Origin of the sequence: Prosthecomicrobium pneumaticum (assembly GCF_014199915.1) — a bacterium.
GTDB lineage: Bacteria > Pseudomonadota > Alphaproteobacteria > Rhizobiales > Kaistiaceae > Prosthecomicrobium > Prosthecomicrobium pneumaticum.
This window is the reverse complement of the sequence record NZ_JACHOO010000003.1, coordinates 74999-92632: the sequence shown is the minus strand read 5'-3', so window position 1 is coordinate 92632 and position 17634 is coordinate 74999. Positions and strand designations below refer to the sequence as shown.

Annotated in this window: 13 protein-coding genes and 1 tRNA gene; 10 read left to right on the top strand and 4 right to left on the bottom strand. The window is 70.3% G+C overall.

All coding sequences use genetic code 11. From position 1 onward, the window contains the following. Positions 1-64: 64 nt before the first annotated feature. Genes cobS through GGQ63_RS07470 form a run of 3 tightly spaced genes read left to right on the top strand, consistent with a single transcriptional unit; the run spans position 65 to position 3992 of the window. Complete coding sequence (gene cobS / locus GGQ63_RS07480) at positions 65-1051, top strand: cobaltochelatase subunit CobS (RefSeq protein ID WP_183854272.1); 987 nt, start codon at positions 65-67, stop codon at positions 1049-1051. After that, positions 1048-2949, top strand: a complete 1902-nt coding sequence (gene cobT, locus GGQ63_RS07475; protein WP_183854269.1) for a cobaltochelatase subunit CobT — start codon at positions 1048-1050, stop codon at positions 2947-2949. The genes cobS and cobT overlap by 4 nt, the downstream gene beginning before the upstream one ends. Continuing rightward, positions 2946-3992: an esterase-like activity of phytase family protein gene (locus GGQ63_RS07470; protein WP_183854267.1), complete on the top strand. Its 1047-nt coding sequence runs from the start codon at positions 2946-2948 to the stop codon at positions 3990-3992. Before cobT ends, GGQ63_RS07470 begins: the two co-directional genes overlap by 4 nt. 52 nt (positions 3993-4044) lie before the next feature. Here GGQ63_RS07470 and GGQ63_RS07465 read toward each other — a convergent pair whose 3' ends face one another. Beyond that, positions 4045-4683, bottom strand: a complete 639-nt coding sequence (locus tag GGQ63_RS07465; protein ID WP_183854264.1) for a VUT family protein — start codon at positions 4681-4683, stop codon at positions 4045-4047. Between the two features lie 25 nt (positions 4684-4708). Beyond that, positions 4709-4999, bottom strand: a complete 291-nt coding sequence (gene rpmB, locus GGQ63_RS07460; RefSeq protein ID WP_183854262.1) for a 50S ribosomal protein L28 — start codon at positions 4997-4999, stop codon at positions 4709-4711. Between the two features lie 279 nt (positions 5000-5278). Here rpmB and GGQ63_RS07455 point away from each other — a divergent pair, with 279 nt between their 5' ends. The 6 genes from GGQ63_RS07455 (at position 5279) to GGQ63_RS07430 (ending at position 14989) form a co-directional block, all read left to right on the top strand. Beyond that, complete coding sequence (locus GGQ63_RS07455) at positions 5279-6130, top strand: DUF3108 domain-containing protein (protein WP_183854260.1); 852 nt, start codon at positions 5279-5281, stop codon at positions 6128-6130. Between the two features lie 1344 nt (positions 6131-7474). Beyond that, the gene (locus tag GGQ63_RS07450) at positions 7475-10972 is read left to right on the top strand and encodes a helicase-related protein (protein WP_183854258.1); all 3498 of its coding nucleotides are present in this window, start codon (positions 7475-7477) and stop codon (positions 10970-10972) included. A 6-nt stretch (positions 10973-10978) separates the two neighbouring features. Beyond that, the gene (locus tag GGQ63_RS07445; protein ID WP_183854256.1) at positions 10979-11275 is read left to right on the top strand and encodes an RNA-binding S4 domain-containing protein; all 297 of its coding nucleotides are present in this window, start codon (positions 10979-10981) and stop codon (positions 11273-11275) included. Positions 11276-11419: 144 nt separating this feature from the next. After that, entirely contained in the window at positions 11420-11758 is a 339-nt protein-coding gene (gene fdxA / locus GGQ63_RS07440) for a ferredoxin FdxA (protein ID WP_183854254.1), read from the top strand. 384 nt (positions 11759-12142) lie between these two features. Further along, on the top strand, positions 12143-12739 hold the full coding sequence (locus GGQ63_RS07435; protein WP_183854252.1) for a CarD family transcriptional regulator: 597 nt from the start codon (positions 12143-12145) through the stop codon (positions 12737-12739). A gap of 1380 nt (positions 12740-14119) precedes the next feature. Further along, positions 14120-14989, top strand: a complete 870-nt coding sequence (locus GGQ63_RS07430; RefSeq protein ID WP_183854250.1) for an RNA polymerase factor sigma-32 — start codon at positions 14120-14122, stop codon at positions 14987-14989. A 46-nt stretch (positions 14990-15035) separates the two neighbouring features. On the opposite strand, the gene GGQ63_RS07425 is transcribed toward GGQ63_RS07430, so the two are convergent. Together GGQ63_RS07425 and GGQ63_RS07420 are read right to left on the bottom strand one after the other, a co-directional pair. Then, the gene (locus tag GGQ63_RS07425) at positions 15036-16523 is read right to left on the bottom strand and encodes a M48 family metalloprotease (RefSeq protein ID WP_183854248.1); all 1488 of its coding nucleotides are present in this window, start codon (positions 16521-16523) and stop codon (positions 15036-15038) included. Then, the gene (locus GGQ63_RS07420; RefSeq protein WP_183854246.1) at positions 16510-17238 is read right to left on the bottom strand and encodes a thermonuclease family protein; all 729 of its coding nucleotides are present in this window, start codon (positions 17236-17238) and stop codon (positions 16510-16512) included. Before GGQ63_RS07420 ends, GGQ63_RS07425 begins: the two co-directional genes overlap by 14 nt. Before the next feature lie 214 nt (positions 17239-17452). On the opposite strand from GGQ63_RS07420, the gene GGQ63_RS07415 reads away from it, so the two are divergent. Beyond that, positions 17453-17529: transfer RNA gene (locus tag GGQ63_RS07415), tRNA-Arg, on the top strand. Positions 17530-17634: the final 105 nt, after the last annotated feature.

Below are 17634 nucleotides of genomic sequence, written 5' to 3'. Positions count from 1 at the left end.
CCTCGTGGCGAACCGTCATTTCCGAAGCACGACCGCCAGCGCCGCCGCGGCGCCCGGAGACATCATGACCGAGACCACCGCCGACACCGCCGCTCTGCCCGACAAGACGATTTCCGTGCGGCAGGTCTTCGGCATCGATTCCAATCTCGAGGTGCCGGCCTATTCGGCGCCGAACGAGCACGTGCCCGACGTCGACCCCGACTATCTGTTCGACCGCGCGACCACCCTCGCCATTCTCGCCGGCTTCGCGCGCAACCGGCGCGTGATGGTCTCGGGCTATCACGGCACCGGCAAGTCGACCCATATCGAGCAGGTCGCCGCCCGCCTCAACTGGCCCTGCATCCGCGTCAATCTCGACAGCCACATCAGCCGGATCGACCTGATCGGCAAGGACGCCATCGTGCTCAGGGAAGGCCAGCAGGTCACCGAGTTCCGCGACGGCATCCTGCCCTGGGCCTATCAGCACAATGTCGCGCTCGTCTTCGACGAATACGATGCCGGCCGGCCGGACGTGATGTTCGTCATCCAGCGCGTGCTCGAAAGCTCGGGCCGGCTGACGCTGCTCGACCAGAACCGCGTGATCCGGCCGCATCCGGCCTTCCGCCTGTTCGCCACCGCCAATACGATCGGCCTCGGCGACACCTCCGGCCTCTATCACGGCACGCAGCAGATCAACCAGGCGCAGATGGACCGCTGGTCGATCGTCACCACGCTCAACTACCTGCCGCACGACAAGGAAGTCGAGATCGTGATGGCGAAGGCGCCGCATTACCGCGACCAGAAGGGCAAGAACGTCGTCTCGCGCATGGTCCGGCTCGCCGACATGACGCGCAGCGCCTTCATGAACGGCGACCTGTCGACCGTGATGAGCCCGCGCACCGTGATCACCTGGGCCGAGAACGCCGATATCTTCGGCGATATCGGCTTCGCCTTCCGGCTGACCTTCCTCAACAAGTGCGACGAGCTCGAGCGGCCGCTCGTCGCCGAGTTCTACCAGCGCGCCTTCGGCGAGGAACTCGCCGAATCGACCGCCAACGTCGTCCTGTCGTGACGAGCAACAGCGATCCGCGCGCCAAGCCCGGCGAAGGGCCGACCGAACCCTTCAAGCGGGCGGTCGCTGCCTGTACGCGCGCGATCGCCGGCAAGCCGGATCTCGAGGTCGTCTTCTCGGCCGACCGGCCGATGCTCACCGGGCTGAAGGCCCGGCTGCCCGAGCCGCCGCGCAAGCTCGGCGCGCGCGAGGCGGCGATCACCCGCGGGCTCGGCGATTCGATGGCGCTCCGCCTCGCCTGCCACGACCCCGCGGTGCACCGCGCCCGTTCGCCCGAGGGCAAGAATGCCCGCGCCGTGTTCGACGCGGTCGAGCAGGCGCGCGTCGAGGCGATCGGCGCGCGCCGCATGGACGGCGTCGCCAAGAACCTCACGGCGATGCTCGAGGACAAATATCACCGCGGCAATTTCGGCGACATCTCCGAGCGCTCCGAGGCGCCGCTCGAGGACGCCGTGGCGCTGATGCTGCGCGAGCGGCTGACCGGCCTCGCGCCGCCGGAATCGAGCCGCCGGCTGGTCGACCTCTGGCGCGCCACCATCGAGGAGAAGGCGGGGCCGGCGCTCGACCGGCTCGCCGGCCGGCTCGACGACCAGAACGCCTTCGCATCCGCCGTGCGCGACCTGCTCACCTCGCTCGACATGGGCGACGAGCTCGGCGCCGACGAGGGCGACGACGAGCAGTCCGGCGAGGAGACCGAGAACGCCGGCGCCGAACAGGAGACCCCGTCCGAGGAGGCCGACAAGGCCGAGTCCGAAGCGGCGGAGGAATCCGAGGCGAGCGGCGAAGAGGCCGAGGCGGGCGAAAGCGAGACGACCGAGGCGGGCTCCGAAGAGGAGGCCGAGGGCGAGGAATCGACCGATGCCCGCGATGCCGGCGAGGCGCGCCGGCCCGACGCGGCCGCGTCCAACATGGCGCCGCAGAGCGACTACAAGCCCTTCACCGTCAAGTTCGACGAGACGGTGAAGGCCGAGGACCTCTGCGACGCGGCCGAACTCGACCGGCTGCGCGGCTTCCTCGACAAGCAGCTCGCCAATCTGCAGGGCGCCGTCGGACGGCTCGCCAACCGGCTGCAGCGCCGCCTGCTCGCGCAGCAGAACCGCGGCTGGGATTTCGACATGGAGGAGGGCCTGCTCGATCCCGCCCGCCTCCACCGCATCATCCTCGATCCGATGCAGCCGCTCTCCTTCAAGATCGAGCGCGACACGGATTTCCGCGACACCGTCGTCACCCTGCTGCTCGACAATTCCGGCTCGATGCGCGGCCGGCCGATCACGGTCGCCGCCACCTGCGCCGACATCCTCGCCCGCACGCTCGAGCGCTGCGGCGTCAAGGTCGAGATCCTCGGCTTCACGACGCGCGCCTGGAAGGGCGGCCAGTCGCGCGAGAGCTGGCTGCAGGCCGGCAAGCCCGCCTCGCCGGGCCGGCTCAACGACCTGCGCCACATCATCTATAAGTCCGCCGATGCGCCCTGGCGGCGGGCACGGCGCAATCTCGGCCTGATGATGCGCGAGGGCCTCCTCAAGGAGAACATCGACGGCGAGGCGCTCGCCTGGGCCTATCAGCGGCTGATGGCCCGGCCCGAGCAGCGCAAGATCCTGATGATGATCTCGGACGGCGCGCCGGTCGACGATTCGACGCTGTCGGTCAATCCCGGCAACTATCTCGAGCGCCATCTGCGTTACGTCATCGAGGAGATCGAGACCCGCTCGCCGGTCGAGCTGATCGCGATCGGCATCGGTCACGACGTCACCCGCTACTACCGGCGCGCGGTGACGATCGTCGACGCCGAGGAACTCGCCGGCGCGATGACCGAGAAGCTCGCCGAACTGTTCGAGGAGACGAAGAACCGGACCTCGGCGCCCGCCGCCCCTGTGCGCCGCCGGGCGTCGGCCCGATGAGGGGCCGCGCTGCCGCGCTCGCGCTTCTTCTCCTCGCGAGCACGGCCGGCGCGCAGGAATTCCGGCCGCTTCCGCTCTCCGCACGGCCGATCGAGACGTTCTCGATCGGCTCGTCCGCGACCCGCTTCGGCGAGTTCGAGTTTCTGGGCGGCCTCGTCGTCACGGCCCGCGACCGCGATTTCGGCGGCCTGTCCGGCCTCGATTTCACCGGCGATGGACGCCTCCTCTTCGTCTCCGATCTCGGCTTCTGGGTCGAGGCGCGCCCGGTGCGCGAGAACGGCCGGCTCGCCGATCTCGTCGAGGGCACGATCGCGCCGATGCTCGACCGGACGGGGCGGCCGCTCGAAAGCAAGCGGAACGCCGACGCCGAGGGCCTGCGCATCGTCGACGGCACGGCCTATGTCACCTTCGAACGCCACCACGCGATCGCCGCCTATTCCGCGCGCGATCCCGCTGGCTCCCGGCCGCGCCGGCTCGGCATCCCGAAGACGCTCGGCCGGCTGAAGAGCAATAGCGGTCTCGAAAGCATCGCGGCGGCGCCCGCCGACGGACCGCTCGCCGGCGCGCTCGTCGTCATCGCGGAGAACTCGCTCGACGCCGACGGCAACCACAAGGGCGCCGTTCTCTCCGGGCCGCGCGCCGGCGCCTTCCGCGTCCGCAAGACGGACGGCTATTCGATCACCGATGCCGCCTACCTGCCGAACGGCGACCTTCTGATCCTCGAACGCAAGGTGCCGACGGCGATCAGCGTCGCGATGCGGATCCGCCGGCTGCCGGGTGCCATTCGCCCCGGCGCGCTGCTCGACGGGCCGGTGGTGCTCGAAGGGACGATGCGCGACGAGATCGACAACATGGAAGGGCTCGCCGTCTCCAGGATGGAGGACGGCCGCACCCGCATCACGCTCGTCTCCGACGACAACCGGAGCCTCTTCCAGCGCACCCTGCTGCTCGAATTCGCCTGGCAGGGCGCCCCGCCGCTCGCGGCACCGGAAGCGGGCGGGCCGCCGCACGCGCCGCCGCCGCGCTCGAAGCCGACCGGCTGACCGCGCAGGCCCTGCTCTACCGGGAAAGCCGGGCCGACGGAGAGAAAGAGGATCAGGCCGGGCGCTGCTGGCCCGCAGGCCAGGGCAGGATGAGCCCCATCACCACCCGATAGGGCACGAGGAGCACGAGGGCGGCCGCGAGCTTCACCGACAGGTCGCCGAGCGCCCAGGACATCCAGCGCGGCAGATCGGGCGCAAACGCGCCGAGCAGCGGCGCGGCCTCGATCGCGAAGGGATCGTTCGGGCCGAGGAAGACGGCCGCCGGCGCGAAGGCGAGCGTGAAGAAGATCGCCGTGTCGAGCACGGAGCCGACCACCGAGCCGGCGAGCGGCGCACGCCACCAGGCGAGCCGGCGCAGCCGGTTGAAGAAGGTGACGTCGAGCAGCTGGCCGACCAGGAAGGCCGTGCCCGAGGCGATGGCGATGCGGGCGGTCGAAAGCTCGATCGAGACGAGCACCGCCGCGGCGAAGCCGACGAGCACGACGAGCCGCGCGACCGACGGGCCGAAGCGGCGATTGGTGAGATCCGAGACGAAGAAGGCGAGCGGATAGGTGAAGGCGCCCCAGGTCAGCACATCGGCGAGCGCGATGCGACCGAGCTGCGCGTCGACCGGATACTGGACGAGGACGTTCGACAACACGACGACGGCCGCCATGGCGGCGGCCGCGGTCAGGAATCCGGCGATCTTCATGCGAGCCTCCGGCAAAAGCCGCGGCTCAGGCGCTCGCGGCGACCTTCTTGGCGATCTGGCGCTTCAGGACCAGGGCCTTCTGCGACAGCTCCTCGGCGGACGCCTTGGCGAGGAAGGCGTCGAGGCCGCCCCGGTGCTCGACCGAGCGGAGCGCATTCGCCGAAACGCGCAGCCGGTAGCTCTGGCCGAGGGCATCGCTGATCAGCGTGACCTGGCAGAGATTCGGCAGATAGCGCCGGCGCGACTTGTTGTTGGCGTGGCTGACCGTATTGCCGGTCATCACGGCCTTGCCGGTCAGTTCGCAGCGACGAGACATCGAAGCAATCCTTTGACACTGGCGGAACGCGCGCGTAACCGGCGCTGCTCACGACAGAACGGTCGGAAAAGTCGCGGTTCAATAGCGGCGGGCGTCGCCCCCGTCAAGCGTCACGCGGAAATCGCCCGGTCCGCCACACGCCGGCCGTGATGCTCCGCTAGTGACGCGGACGGCCGGATCGCCTAGACTCTTCGTTCGAAGCGGGGGGTGCTTCGCATCGGGATTGCAGATGGCCGGACCGGCACCGGCCGAAAGCGACGCTTTGGACGGAAACCATCGATGGTCAATTCCTTTCTTTCGCGAACGGGCCTCGGCCGTTGCGTCGCCGCGCTCGCCGTCGCCGCCGGCCTGGCGGCCCCCTCCTCCGCGGGTGCGGTCGAGAGCGGCTCCGTCAAGGCGACCTACGTCATCACGATCAACAGCATCGTGATCGGGCGCTTCACGCTCGCCTCGAAATTCGAAGGCGACGACTACGACATCACCGTCTCGGGCTCGACGAGCGGCGTCAGCCGGCTCGTCTCGGATGGCAGCGGCGCCCTGCAGAGCAGCGGCCGTTTCAACGGCGACAAGCCGCTGCCGACCACCTATGTGCTCGAGACGAACGAGAGCGGCCGGCGCACGTCCGTGAACATGATCATGAAGGCGGGCACGATCACCCGCCTGTCGGCCGAGCCGCCGCTCGCCGACCGGCCGGACCGCGTGCCCGTCACCGCACGCGACAAGACCAACATCCTCGATCCGCTGTCGGCCTTCCTCGTTTCTTATAGGAAGGGCCGGGAGACGCGCGCCTGCAACCGCAGCATCCCGGTGTTCGACGGCTGGCAACGTTTCGACATCAAGCTCTTCTACAAGGCCACCCGCGATGTCCGCAGCGCGAGCGAGGACGGCTATAGCGGCCCTGTGATCGTCTGCGGCGCGCGCTACGTGCCGGTGGCCGGCCACCGGCCGAGCCGCGAGGCCGTCGAATACATGGCCCGCAACACGGCGATGGAAGTCTGGTACGCGCCGGTCGAAGAGCTCGGCGTGATGTTCCCCTACCGCTTCCAGATCGGCACCAAGCTCGGCGAGCTCGCCATGCATTCCTCGAAGCTCCGCGTGAACCCGGTCGGCGACCGCGCCTCGGTGGAATAGGCCGGGCGGGATCGGTGCCCGGGCGGACCGGCAAGGCGCCGCGGGAAGCCGTCGCTTCCGCGGGCCACGGCCACCCCGAACCCGTCACCCCGGCCTCCGTGCCGGGGTCCGTGATCGTGCCGCCGGGTCCTCCGAGCGCCACGGCGGCCCCCGTGCACCCGTTGTCCTCGCGAAGGCGAGGATCCATCACACTGTGCCGTCCTCTGCTTCATGGATCCCGCCTTCGCGGGAGGGACGGGCGGAGAGATGGTGCCCGGATCACGACCCTCACGATTATGGATGCCGGCACGGAGGCCGGCATGACGGGTGGGGCGTTGTTCGACGGCGCCGAACCGGGGCTCGGGGAGGAAGCCGGCGAGACGGTTCGGGGACGCAGAGCCCCGCCGCGCCCCCCCGAACACCCGTCACCCCGGCCTCCGTGCCGGGGTCCATAATCGTGACGCCGGGCCATCCGAGCGCCACGGCCGGCCCCGTGCACCCGTTGTCCTCGCGAAGGCGAGGATCCATCACACTGTGCCGTCCTCTGCTTCATGGATCCCCCTTCGCGGGAGGGACGGGCGGAGAGGTGGTGCCCGGATCACGACCCTCACGATTATGGAGGCCGACACGGAGGCCGGCATGAGGGGTGGGCCGTTGTTCGACGGCGCCAGACCGGGGCTCGGGGAGGAAGCCGGCGAGACGGTTCGGGGGCGCAGAGCCCCGCCGCGCCCCCGAACGCCCGTCACCCCGGCCTCCGTGCCGGGGTCCATAATCGCGCCGCCGGGCCATCCGAGCGCCGCGGCCACCCAACCCACCCCCGCGCGATCACCTGCCTGTGCCTTATCGGGACGCGGGGCGTGGCCGCCCGTAACCCTTTCGCCGCGTGCTTCCCGCCGCCGGGAGGGTGCCTTTGCGGTCCAGTCCCGCCGGGAACGCAAGATCGTGTGCGCACAGAGGACGAACATCGCGCGATCGGCGATTCGTCGACGATTCGTTCCGCTTCCGGACGAAAGGTTGACGGCGCCACGAGGTTTCACACGGGAGGCGGTAACGCCTCGCTAACCCTGTCCTCGACCCGCGCAGACCGCCGATCACGGGGCTGCGCACGGCAGAGCGGTTAACGTGGCGTGGCGATCGGGGAATCTCCGGCCGCCCTTCTTGCCGCCCCTCGTGCGAAGCCGGGCCGGGCACCCCATATCTTGCGGTGAACGGAAGGCGAAGAGCGCCGGGTGAGTGATTCGGGCCTCTTTCGTTCCGCGCCCGTTCCGATCGTAAACCGGCGCGGCCTCTCATCGATTTTCAGCACCGATCCTGTATCGGCATGATACACAACCGGTGACGGACCGAGGAAAGACCCACTTCCGCATGACGCTTCCTTTGAGTTCCGGCGGCGCCCCGAAAGACGGTGGCCGCAATGTCGTCGCCGTTCTCGGACCGACAAACACCGGCAAGACCCATTTCGCCATCGAGCGCATGCTCGCCCATCCCTCGGGCGTCATCGGCCTGCCGCTCAGGCTGCTCGCCCGCGAGGTCTATACGAAGGTAGCGGCCCGGGTCGGCGCCGATCAGGTCGCCCTCGTCACCGGCGAGGAAAAGGTCATCCCCGCCAATCCGCGCTTCCGGGTCTGCACCGTGGAAGCGCTGCCGACCGACACCGGCGCCTCGTTCCTCGCCATCGACGAGATCCAGCTCGCCGGCGATCTCGAACGCGGCCATGTCTTCACCGACCGCATCCTCAATCTGCGCGGCCGCGACGAGACCCTGCTGCTCGGCGCCGGCACGATGCGCGGCATGGTCGAGAAGCTGATCCCCGGCGCCACCGTGATCACCCGGCCGCGCATGTCGATGCTGACCTGGTCGGGCTCGAAGAAGATCACCCGCCTGCCCCGCCGTTCGGCGATCGTCGCCTTCTCGGCCGACGAGGTCTATGCGATCGCCGAACTGATCCGGCGCCAGCGCGGCGGCGCCGCCGTCGTGCTCGGTTCGCTGTCGCCGCGCACCCGCAACGCCCAGGTGGAGCTCTTCCAGTCCGGCGACGTCGATTTCCTCGTCGCCACCGACGCGATCGGCATGGGGCTCAATCTCGACGTCGACCACGTCGCCTTCGCGCAGGAGCGCAAGTTCGACGGCTACCAGTACCGCCGGCTGACCGCCGCCGAACTCGGCCAGATCGCGGGCCGCGCCGGCCGCCACACCCGCGACGGTACCTTCGGCGTCACCTCCGGCGTCGATTCTTTCGAAGACGAGCTGATCGAACAGCTCGAGACACACAGCTTCAGCCCGGTCCGCACCGTGCAGTGGCGGAACCGGCTGCTCGACTTCCGCTCGGTCGAGACCCTCAAGGAGAGCCTCGAACGGACGCCGCAGCAGGAAGGCCTCACCAAGGCGCCGCCGGCCGAGGACGTCGCCGCGCTCCATTTCGCCGCGCGCGATCCCGAGGTGCGCGATCTCGCGGTCGGTGCCGAGCGCGTCGCCCTGCTCTGGGATATCTGCGCCATTCCCGATTACCGGCGCATCGCCCCCGCCAATCACGCCGAGCTCGTCATTGACATTTTCGGCCATGTCGCGCGGCGCGGCGCGATCCCGGAGGACTGGTTCGCGGCGCAAGTTTCCTATGCCGACCGGACCGATGGCGACATCGATACGCTCGCCAATCGCATCGCTCACATCCGGACCTGGACCTTCGCGGCCAACCGTCCGAACTGGCTCGCCGATCCTCGCCATTGGCAGGAGCGCACGCGCGCGATAGAGGATCGTCTTTCCGATGCCCTTCACGAGCGCTTGATGCAGCGTTTCGTCGATCGGCGCACCAGCGTGCTGATGAGGCGCCTGAGAGAGAACGCCATGCTCGACGTTGAGATCACTCCGGCCGGCGACGTGATGGTCGAGGGCCAGCATGTCGGCAGCCTGCAGGGCTTCCGCTTCACTGCCGACGCGGCCGGCGACGGTCCGGACGCCAAAGCGGTGCGGGCCGCGGCCCAGAAGGCGCTCTCGGGCGAAATCGACCGGCGCGCCGACAAGCTCGGCAACGCCCCGAACCCCGAATTCGCGCTGTCCGCCGACGGCACGCTGCGCTGGCTCGGCGCGCCCGTCGCCCGGCTCGTCGCCGGCGACGAGGCGCTGAAGCCGCGCCTCGTCCTGCTCGCGGATGAAGGCCTGACCGGCCCGGCCCGCGAGCGGGTGCAGGATCGGCTCGACCTCTGGCTGTCGAGCCAGATCGGCACGCTCCTGAAGCCGCTGCTCGATCTCCTCGCCGCGGAGGGCCTGCCGGGCGCCGCACGCGGCATCGCCTATCGGCTGGCCGAGAATTTCGGCGTCATCGAGCGGGCCGAGATCGCCGAGGAGGTCAAGGCGCTCGACCAGGAGGCGCGGGCGGGCCTGCGCAATCTCGGGGTCCGCTTCGGCGCCTATCACATCTATGTGCCGGCGCTGCTCAAGCCGGCGCCGGGCGCGCTCTCGGCGATGCTCTTCGCCCTCAAGAATGGCGGCCTCGATATGGCCGGCCTGACCGAGTTGCCGCAGCTCTCGGCCTCGGGCCGCACGACGATTCCGGTCGATCCGACATTCGCCCGCCCGCTCTATCGCGTGGTGGGCTATCGCATCGCCGGCAATCGCGCCGTCCGCATCGACATTCTGGAGCGGCTCGCCGACATCATCCGGCCGCTGATCGCCTGGAAGCCGACGCCGGACAATCCGGTCGGACCGGACGGTGCGGTCGACGGCAACGGCTTCACCGTCACCGTCTCGATGACATCGCTGCTCGGCTGCTCGGGCGAGGACTTCGCCTCGATCCTGAAGGCGCTCGGCTACCGGCTGGAACGCCGGCCGGCGCCGAAGCCGGTCGCCGCGCCGCCCGAAACGACCGCTGTGGCGCCGCAAGCTGCCGCGCCGGCCGAACCGGCCGCCGGGGTCGAGACGACCACCGCCCCCGACGCGGAGCCGGTGACGGCGGAAGGTCAGCCGGACGAGGCCGCGCCGACCGTCGATCGGGAGGAAGCCGCACCGGCCGTCGATACTGCGCCGGACGGGGAAGCGGACCAGCCCGCCGCCGCGACCGCGGCGGCGACGGACGAGACCGCGGAACCGGCGGCCGAGACCGCGGAACCGGCGGCCGAGACCGCCGCCGTGGAAGCCGCTGAGGGGGATGCGGAAGAACTGCCCGCCGGCGGCGGGCCGTCCGCCGGCCTCGCGGATGCCGCCGCCGGACCCGAGGCCCCTGCGGAGCCCCAGCCGTCTGCCGAGGCCGACGAGACGCCCGCGCAGGCCGGGCCAAGCGCGGCCGAGGCCTCCGACGCCCCTGCCCCTGCCCCTGCCGCCGACGCAGCGCCCGCAGAGGCGGAGGCCGAGCCGGCCTTCATCGAGATCTGGCGTCCGGGCCGCTTCGACCGACGCCCGGACCGCAAGCGCGAGGACCGGCGGCGTCCGCAGGCCGGCGCCACCGAGACGGCGGAGAGCGGCGAGCGCCGCGGCCCCCGCGAGGGCGGCGGCGAGCGGCGCGGCGATCAGCGGCCGCATGGCCGGCCGGGCGACCGTCGCCATCAGGGCGGCGGCCGGCGCGACGGCGAGGCCTCCGCAGGCGGCGACGACCGCCGTGCCCAGCCGAGGCCGGAGCGTGGCGGCGGCGGTGGTGAGCGGAGCGAGGCGCGGCCCGAGCGGCGGGACCGGCCCGACCGCCCGGAGCGGCGCGGCGGCGGCCCGCAGAGCGGCGAGCGGCCGGAGCGCCGCGAGGGCAAGGAGCGGCGCCCCGAGCGCCCCCGCGACGAACGGCCGCGGGAGGAGCGGCGCGACCGGCCGATCGATCCGAACTCGCCTTTCGCGAAGCTCGCCGCCCTGAAGGCGAGCCTCGAGGGCAAGGGCGGCTGATCCGCGATGACGGCGGGTGAACGGCAGCGCATCGACAAATGGCTGTGGTTCGCCCGCTTCACGAAGAGCCGGACCGGTGCGCAGCGCCTCGTCGAGGCGGGCGCGGTTCGGGTCAACCGCGAGAAAGTCGACCAGCCGAGCCGGCTGGTCGGCCCGGGCGATGTGCTGACCCTCGTCACGCCGGCTGCGGTGCGCGTCGTGCGGATCGCCGCCTGCGGTGGACGGCGCGGCCCCGCCGAGGAAGCCCGCCGGCTCTATGAGGACGTTCCGGCCTCCGGCGAGGCCCGCGGACCGGCCTCGTGACGGAGCGTTGCGCGCATCGCCGCCGGCGTGAAAAATCGATCCTGTTCCGCCGCTTCGGACAGCGCGCTCGTTCTTGCGCGCTCCGGCCGAACCGGCTACCCAACGCCTGCCGGCCCGCTGCCGGCCGACTTCCGGGAGACCGTCGTGACCTATGTGGTGACCGACAACTGCATTCGCTGCAAGTACACCGACTGCGTCGAAGTCTGTCCGGTGGACTGCTTCTACGAAGGCGAGAACATGCTGGTCATCCATCCGGACGAATGCATCGATTGCGGCGTCTGCGAGCCGGAATGTCCGGCCGAGGCGATCAAGCCGGATACCGAGCCCGGCCTCGACAGATGGCTGAAGCTCAACGCTGACTACGCCGAGAAGTGGCCGAACATCACCGCCCGCAAGGAGCCGCCGGCGGACGCGAAGGCGATGGATGGTGTCGAGAACAAGCTCGACCTCTACTTCTCCCCGGAGGCCGGCGAAGGCGACTGAGCCACGCCGTCTGGTCTCGCCGCCCGATCCTGCCCCGCCGTCGAGCATTCGACAGCGGGCGCGCTGCTGTGCGGCAATAGTGCACGGCGCGCTTTATTTTTCCCCTATTTTGTGGTAGGGTAGCTCTTACAGTCAGATTCTGGCTCGTTCTGCTCCCGCCCACCGTGTCGGATACGTGATCAGCCACGAGAGCCGTCCGCCCTGTCGAATTCGCGTCGCCGCGCGGGTTCGGAGCGGAAGGTTCTTGGGCGCATTGGTCCCTTGTGCGCAAGCGGGCCCGGCCGGCAGGGGCTGCGGTTGGGAAGCGTGGCGCGTCGCCGCGCGCCGATGAAGAGGGCTGCCGGCTTCGCCGAGCCGGGCGGTCATGACAGGAGTTGAAGCGTAATGGCCACCGTGAAGAAGCCCGCCTCTCGTTCCGAGTTCAAGACCGGCGAGCACATCGTCTACCCGGCGCACGGCGTCGGCACGATTGTCGGTCACGAGGAGCAGGAAGTGGCGGGGCTCAAGCTCGAGCTCTACGTCATCTTCTTCGAGAAGGACAAGATGACGCTTCGTGTGCCGGTCGCCAAGGCCAATACCGTCGGCATGCGCAAGCTATCCGACGCAGCGACCGTCAAAAAGGCGCTCGAGACCATTCGCGGCCGCGCCCGCGTCAAGCGGACGATGTGGAGCCGCCGCGCCCAGGAATATGAGGCGAAGATCAATTCGGGCGATCTGATCGCCATCGCCGAGGTGGTGCGCGACCTCTATCGGTCCGATACCCAGCCCGAGCAATCCTATTCCGAGCGGCAGCTCTACGAGGCGGCGCTCGACCGCATGGCGCGCGAGATCGCCTCGGTCGGCCAGATCTCGGAGACCGAGGCGATCCGCCAGATCGAGCAGAACCTCGCCAAGAGCCCGCGCCGCGGCGCGAAGACCGAGGCGAGCGCCGAAGACGCGCCGGCCGAGCCCGAAGACGAGGAGCAGGACGAGGCCGCCTGACCGCGCCGCGCCGAACGCAGCGCCCCGCCCTTCCGGCCTGAGCATCTCGGCCGCTGGCGCTCCCTGCGACGCCCAGGCCGGAAGCCCTCTCCCGCAAGCGGGAGAGGGGAAGAGGGCCGATTGCAGGGAAGAGAAGTCGCCCTCCCGATCGAGCGCAACGGCGGCAACCCCCTCTCCCGCATCGCGGGAGAGGGTGGGGGCGAGGGCCCTTCCCTTCCCCGATGAAGAAAGCGGCCCTCACCCTTCCGGCCTAAGCATCTCGGCCGCTGGCGCTCCCTGCGACGCCGAGGCCGGAAGCCCTCTCCCGCGAGCGGGAGAGGGGAAGAGGGCCGATTGCAGGGAAGAGAAGTCGTCCTCCCGATCGAGCGCAACGGCGGCAACCCCCTCTCCCGCATCGCGGGAGAGGGCGGGGGTGAGGGTCCTTCCCTTCCCCGATGAAAGAAAGCGGCCCCCGCCCTTCCGGCCTACGCGCCTCGGCCGCTGGCGCTCCCTGCGACGCCCAGGCCGGAAGCCCTCTCCCGCAAGCGGGAGAGGGGAAGAGGGCCGATTGCAGGGAAGAGAAGTCGTCCTCCCGATCGAGCGCAACGGCGGCACCCCCCTCTCCCGCATCGCGGGAGAGGGCCGGGGTGAGGGCGCTTCCCTTCCCCGATGAAGAAAGACGCCCCTCACCCTTCCGGCCTAACCGTCTCGGTCGCTTGCGCTCCCTGCGACGCCGAGGCCGGAAGCCCTCTCCCGCCGCGCGGGAGAGGGGAAGAGGGCCGATTGCAGTGAAGAGAAGTCGTCCTCCCGATCGAGCGCAACGGCTACAGCCCCCTCTCCCGCATCGCGGGAGAGGGCGGGGGTGAGGGCTCTTCCCTTCCCCGATGAAGAAAGCGGCCCTCACCCTTCCGGCCTAACCGTCTCGGTCGCTTGCGCGACCTGCGACACCAAGGCCGGAAGCCCTCTCCCGCCGCGCGGGAGAGGGGAAGAGGGCCGATTGCAGGGAAGAGAAGTCCTCCTCCCGACCGAGCGCAACGGCGGCAACCCCTGTCCCGCGAGCGGGAGAGGGGAGCGGCATGGGCTGCGCGGACGCCCGCCGAAGATGCGCCCGGCGAACGGCCGAGGGGGCGTTGGGCGGACGAGCCAAATTGGCTCCTCGACGACGTCACCGAACCTCGCCGATGCTGATCCGGGCACGCCACCGCTTCGTAACATGAGCTGCGCGTCGGATAGGCGCCGCGCGGCAGATCCGTCGATCCCTTCGCCGCAGCGCAACCCGAGTGTCGTCCCGCCGTTCTATCGTCTCACGGCATTGTGTGACCCGATGGATGGCGGGCCGCGTAAAGTTCGGAATGTCGAGCCGCGGAGATGCCGCGGCCTCGGACTCCCCGGAGGCGAAGGATGGCGTCGGCGTCATACCCCCGCGGAAACATCGTCCGAGCGGCGATGCGAGCGCCCTACCTCGAACGCGACGAGGAACACGCGCTCGCGACCCGCTGGCGCAGCGAGAACGACCAGGTCGCGCTTCATCGCCTGACCTCCTCGCACATGCGGCTCGTCATCGCGATCGCCGCCCGCTTCCGCCATTTCGGCCTGCCGATGAGCGACCTGATCCAGGAGGGCCATGTCGGGCTTTTGGAAGCGGCGGCCCGCTTCGAGCCGGAGCGCGAGGTGCGCTTCTCCACCTATGCCACCTGGTGGATCCGCGCCTCGATCCAGGATTACATCCTGCGCAACTGGTCGATCGTCCGCGGCGGCACGAGCTCGGCGCAGAAGGCCCTCTTCTTCAACCTGCGCCGGCTGCGCGCCCGTCTCGCCCGCGGCACGACCGGCCTGCCCGATCACCAGATCTACCGGCAGATCGCCACCGCGATCGGGGTCTCGACGAATGACGTCGCACTGATGGATGCGCGCCTCTCCGGACCCGACATGTCGCTCAACGCACCTGTCAGCGAGAGCGATCAGGGCGCCTCCGACCGGCAGGACTTCCTCGTCGACGGCGAGCCGCTGCAGGACGAGCGGGTCGGCACGGCGATCGACAGCGAGCGCCGCGTCGCCTGGCTCAACGATGCGCTCGCCGTGCTGTCACCGCGCGAACTGCGCATCGTGCGCGAGCGGCGGCTGCGCGACGACGGGGGCGCGACACTCGAAGCGCTCGGCGAAAGCCTCGGCATCTCGAAGGAGCGGGTCCGCCAGATCGAGAGCCGGGCGCTCGAGAAGCTGAAGGCCGCCCTGCTGCAGCAACACCCGGACACGGCGAACTTCATCTGAGTCGGACGCTCCCGTCGCGCGTCCGCCGCCGTTTCTGCCCCTCGGCCTACTGGATGATCTTGACCTTGCTGCCCGGCGAAGGCTGGTCGCCCGGGCCGATGCCGTTGAGAGCCCGGAAGAGATCGGCGGGGCGGTCCACCTCCGACATCTGCGCGGCGAAGCGCTCCACCGTATCGCCCGGGCGCACGGTGACGACCCGCACCCGCAAGGGCTGCAGCCGCGACGCTTCGTCCGCCGTCAGCTTGCGGAAGCTCGCGATCGTCGCGTCCGCCGCCTGCTGCAGGCCGGGTGCGTCACTCTCGTTGGCGAAGATGAAGCGATAGGTCGCGGTCTCGCCGGCGCGGATCAGGATGATCCGGAAGGCCCAGCCGCGCGCCGACGCGCGCGCCGACGCGGCCTCCATGCCGTTGACGGAGAAACTCGTGATCGAACTCCGGTCGAGCCCGTTGACCCAGCCCGAGGTCAGATAATCGACGAGCGAGGTGCCGGCGGCGAGATTGGCCCCGTCGAAGCGGAGCGCCGTGCCGTCCGTGCCGGTCGCGAGCACCGCATCGGCCGTGTTGTCGAGCACGAACCCGTCCGGGACGGTGAAACCGACGCCGAGCGCGGGATGCAGGAAATTGCGGCCGCGGACATAGCCCTGCGACGGATCATCGCCGAAGACGACCCCGTCGATGCCGTCGAGATAGCGGTTGCGGTCGACCTCGCCGATGCCCGGGGCGCCGAACTGGCGCGCCGCGCGGATGGCGAACTCGACCCGCTGCGGCGTCGAGGGATGCGAGGAGAGGAAGTCCGCCCGCTTGTCCTGCACCGCGCCCGGCGCCGACTTGTAATCGGCGAAGCGGCCCATCCGCTCGAGGAAGCGCGCTGCGGCGAACGGGTCGTAGCCGGCTTTGCCGATCGTCCTGATGCCGATCGCGTCGGCCTCCAGTTCCTGCTGCTGCGAGAAGGCGGCGAGGGTGCGCTGCGAGGAGGCGAGCGCCAGCTTGCCGGCGAGGCCGTCGTCGAGCACATCGGTGACGACGCGGCTGACGATCACCGCCTCGCGGGCGCGGTTCTGCCGCTCGACCGCATGATTGGCTGTGACGTGCGCCATCTCGTGCGCGATCACCGCGGCGAGTTCGGAGGAGTCGTTGGCGAGCGCGAGCAACCCGCGCGTGACGTAGAGATAGCCGCCGGGGAGCGCGAAGGCGTTGACGGTCGGCGAATTGAGGATGGTGATCCGATAGGCCTGCGACGGCACCTCCGAGGCATCGACCAGGCGGCCGACGACGCGGGCGAGCGTCTGCTCGAGCTTGGGGTCGCGATAGACGCCGCCGAAAGCCGCCACAATGCGGGGATGTTCCTCGGCCCCGACACGGGCGACCTGCGGATCGACCGGCGCGGGTTGCGCCGCACCCACGAGCGGCTGACTCGGTCCGAGCGTCCCCTCGAGCACCGTCGAGGTACAGCCCGACAGCGCCGCGGCGAGCGTCACGGCCGCGACGAAGCGTATCGCCCGGTCCAGTCCCCGCTGAGCGTCAATTGCCGCCATCGGCCTCGTCCAGAATCTCGATCTGCTCGGGATGCGTGATGCGAACCAACGGCCCGCCATGCTCCTCGATCCAGCCGCGCACTCGAACAATTCGCCCCTCAAGGGTTTCGACGGGAACGCCCGCCGCCGCGAACGCGTCTTCCGCCTGGGCCTCGATCTCGGCCGTGAAGTCGCTCGTCCAACGCCGGCCGAAATTCAGATAGATGCGACGGCCGGCCCGGCCGATGGAGAGGACCCGGCCCTCCACGAGTTCATATAGGCCTTCTTGCTGCAGAAGCGAAGAATCCCGCGCGGCGCGAATGTGATAATCGGGGACATGCCAGAGTCCGCTTCCGGCCGACCGTGCGGCGCGCTCGGCCGCCGCGAGCGGAACGAGACAGGCGCGATCATCGGCGGCCGAGGCGAAGCGCCCCCTGCCGGCCTCGACGAGCGCCCGCTGCAGCCAGAGCGCCGGCTCGCCATCGCGCCCGACCCGAAACACATGGGCGCGCGCCCGGCCGTGGCGATCACGCCGCGGGCCGCTATAGCGCAATTCGACCCGCCGCCCGAGCGCGAGATCGGCGAGTGCCTCGCGGGCTGCCGCAGCCGGTTGCGGATCGGCGGCCGAGCCGGGGACGGCGAGCCCCGCCAGCCGCACGACCAGGCCGTCTTCGAGCACCAGCGTAGCACCGTCCGGCACCGCAGCGACGCGGCCGGCCTCGCCGGCGGCGAGCACGCAGTCGGCCCCGCCGACCAGCCGTTCGGCGCCATCCGCCGCCCCGCTCACGAACGCGAAGACGACGCCCGCCAGCGCGCGGTGCCATGCCGGCGGGCGGCCGCCCGGCCGGCCGGACCGCCTCCACCGCGGCCGACCGGCACTGCCCCGGAAGGCCGAAAGCGCTTGAACCCGACACCGCTCTCGGCTCATATGCCGCCTGGATCTCCGCTGCGTCCCGGTAGCTCAGCAGGATAGAGCAACGGTTTCCTAAACCGTAGGTCAGGGGTTCGAATCCCTTCCGGGACGCCACTCCCCGCGCCAGCGCTTCCGGCGTGCGAGGTTCTCGGCCTGCTCACGGCGCTGTGGCCGGGGCGAGACGGGCCGATCATGCGGCGAGAGAAGAATCGGACGATC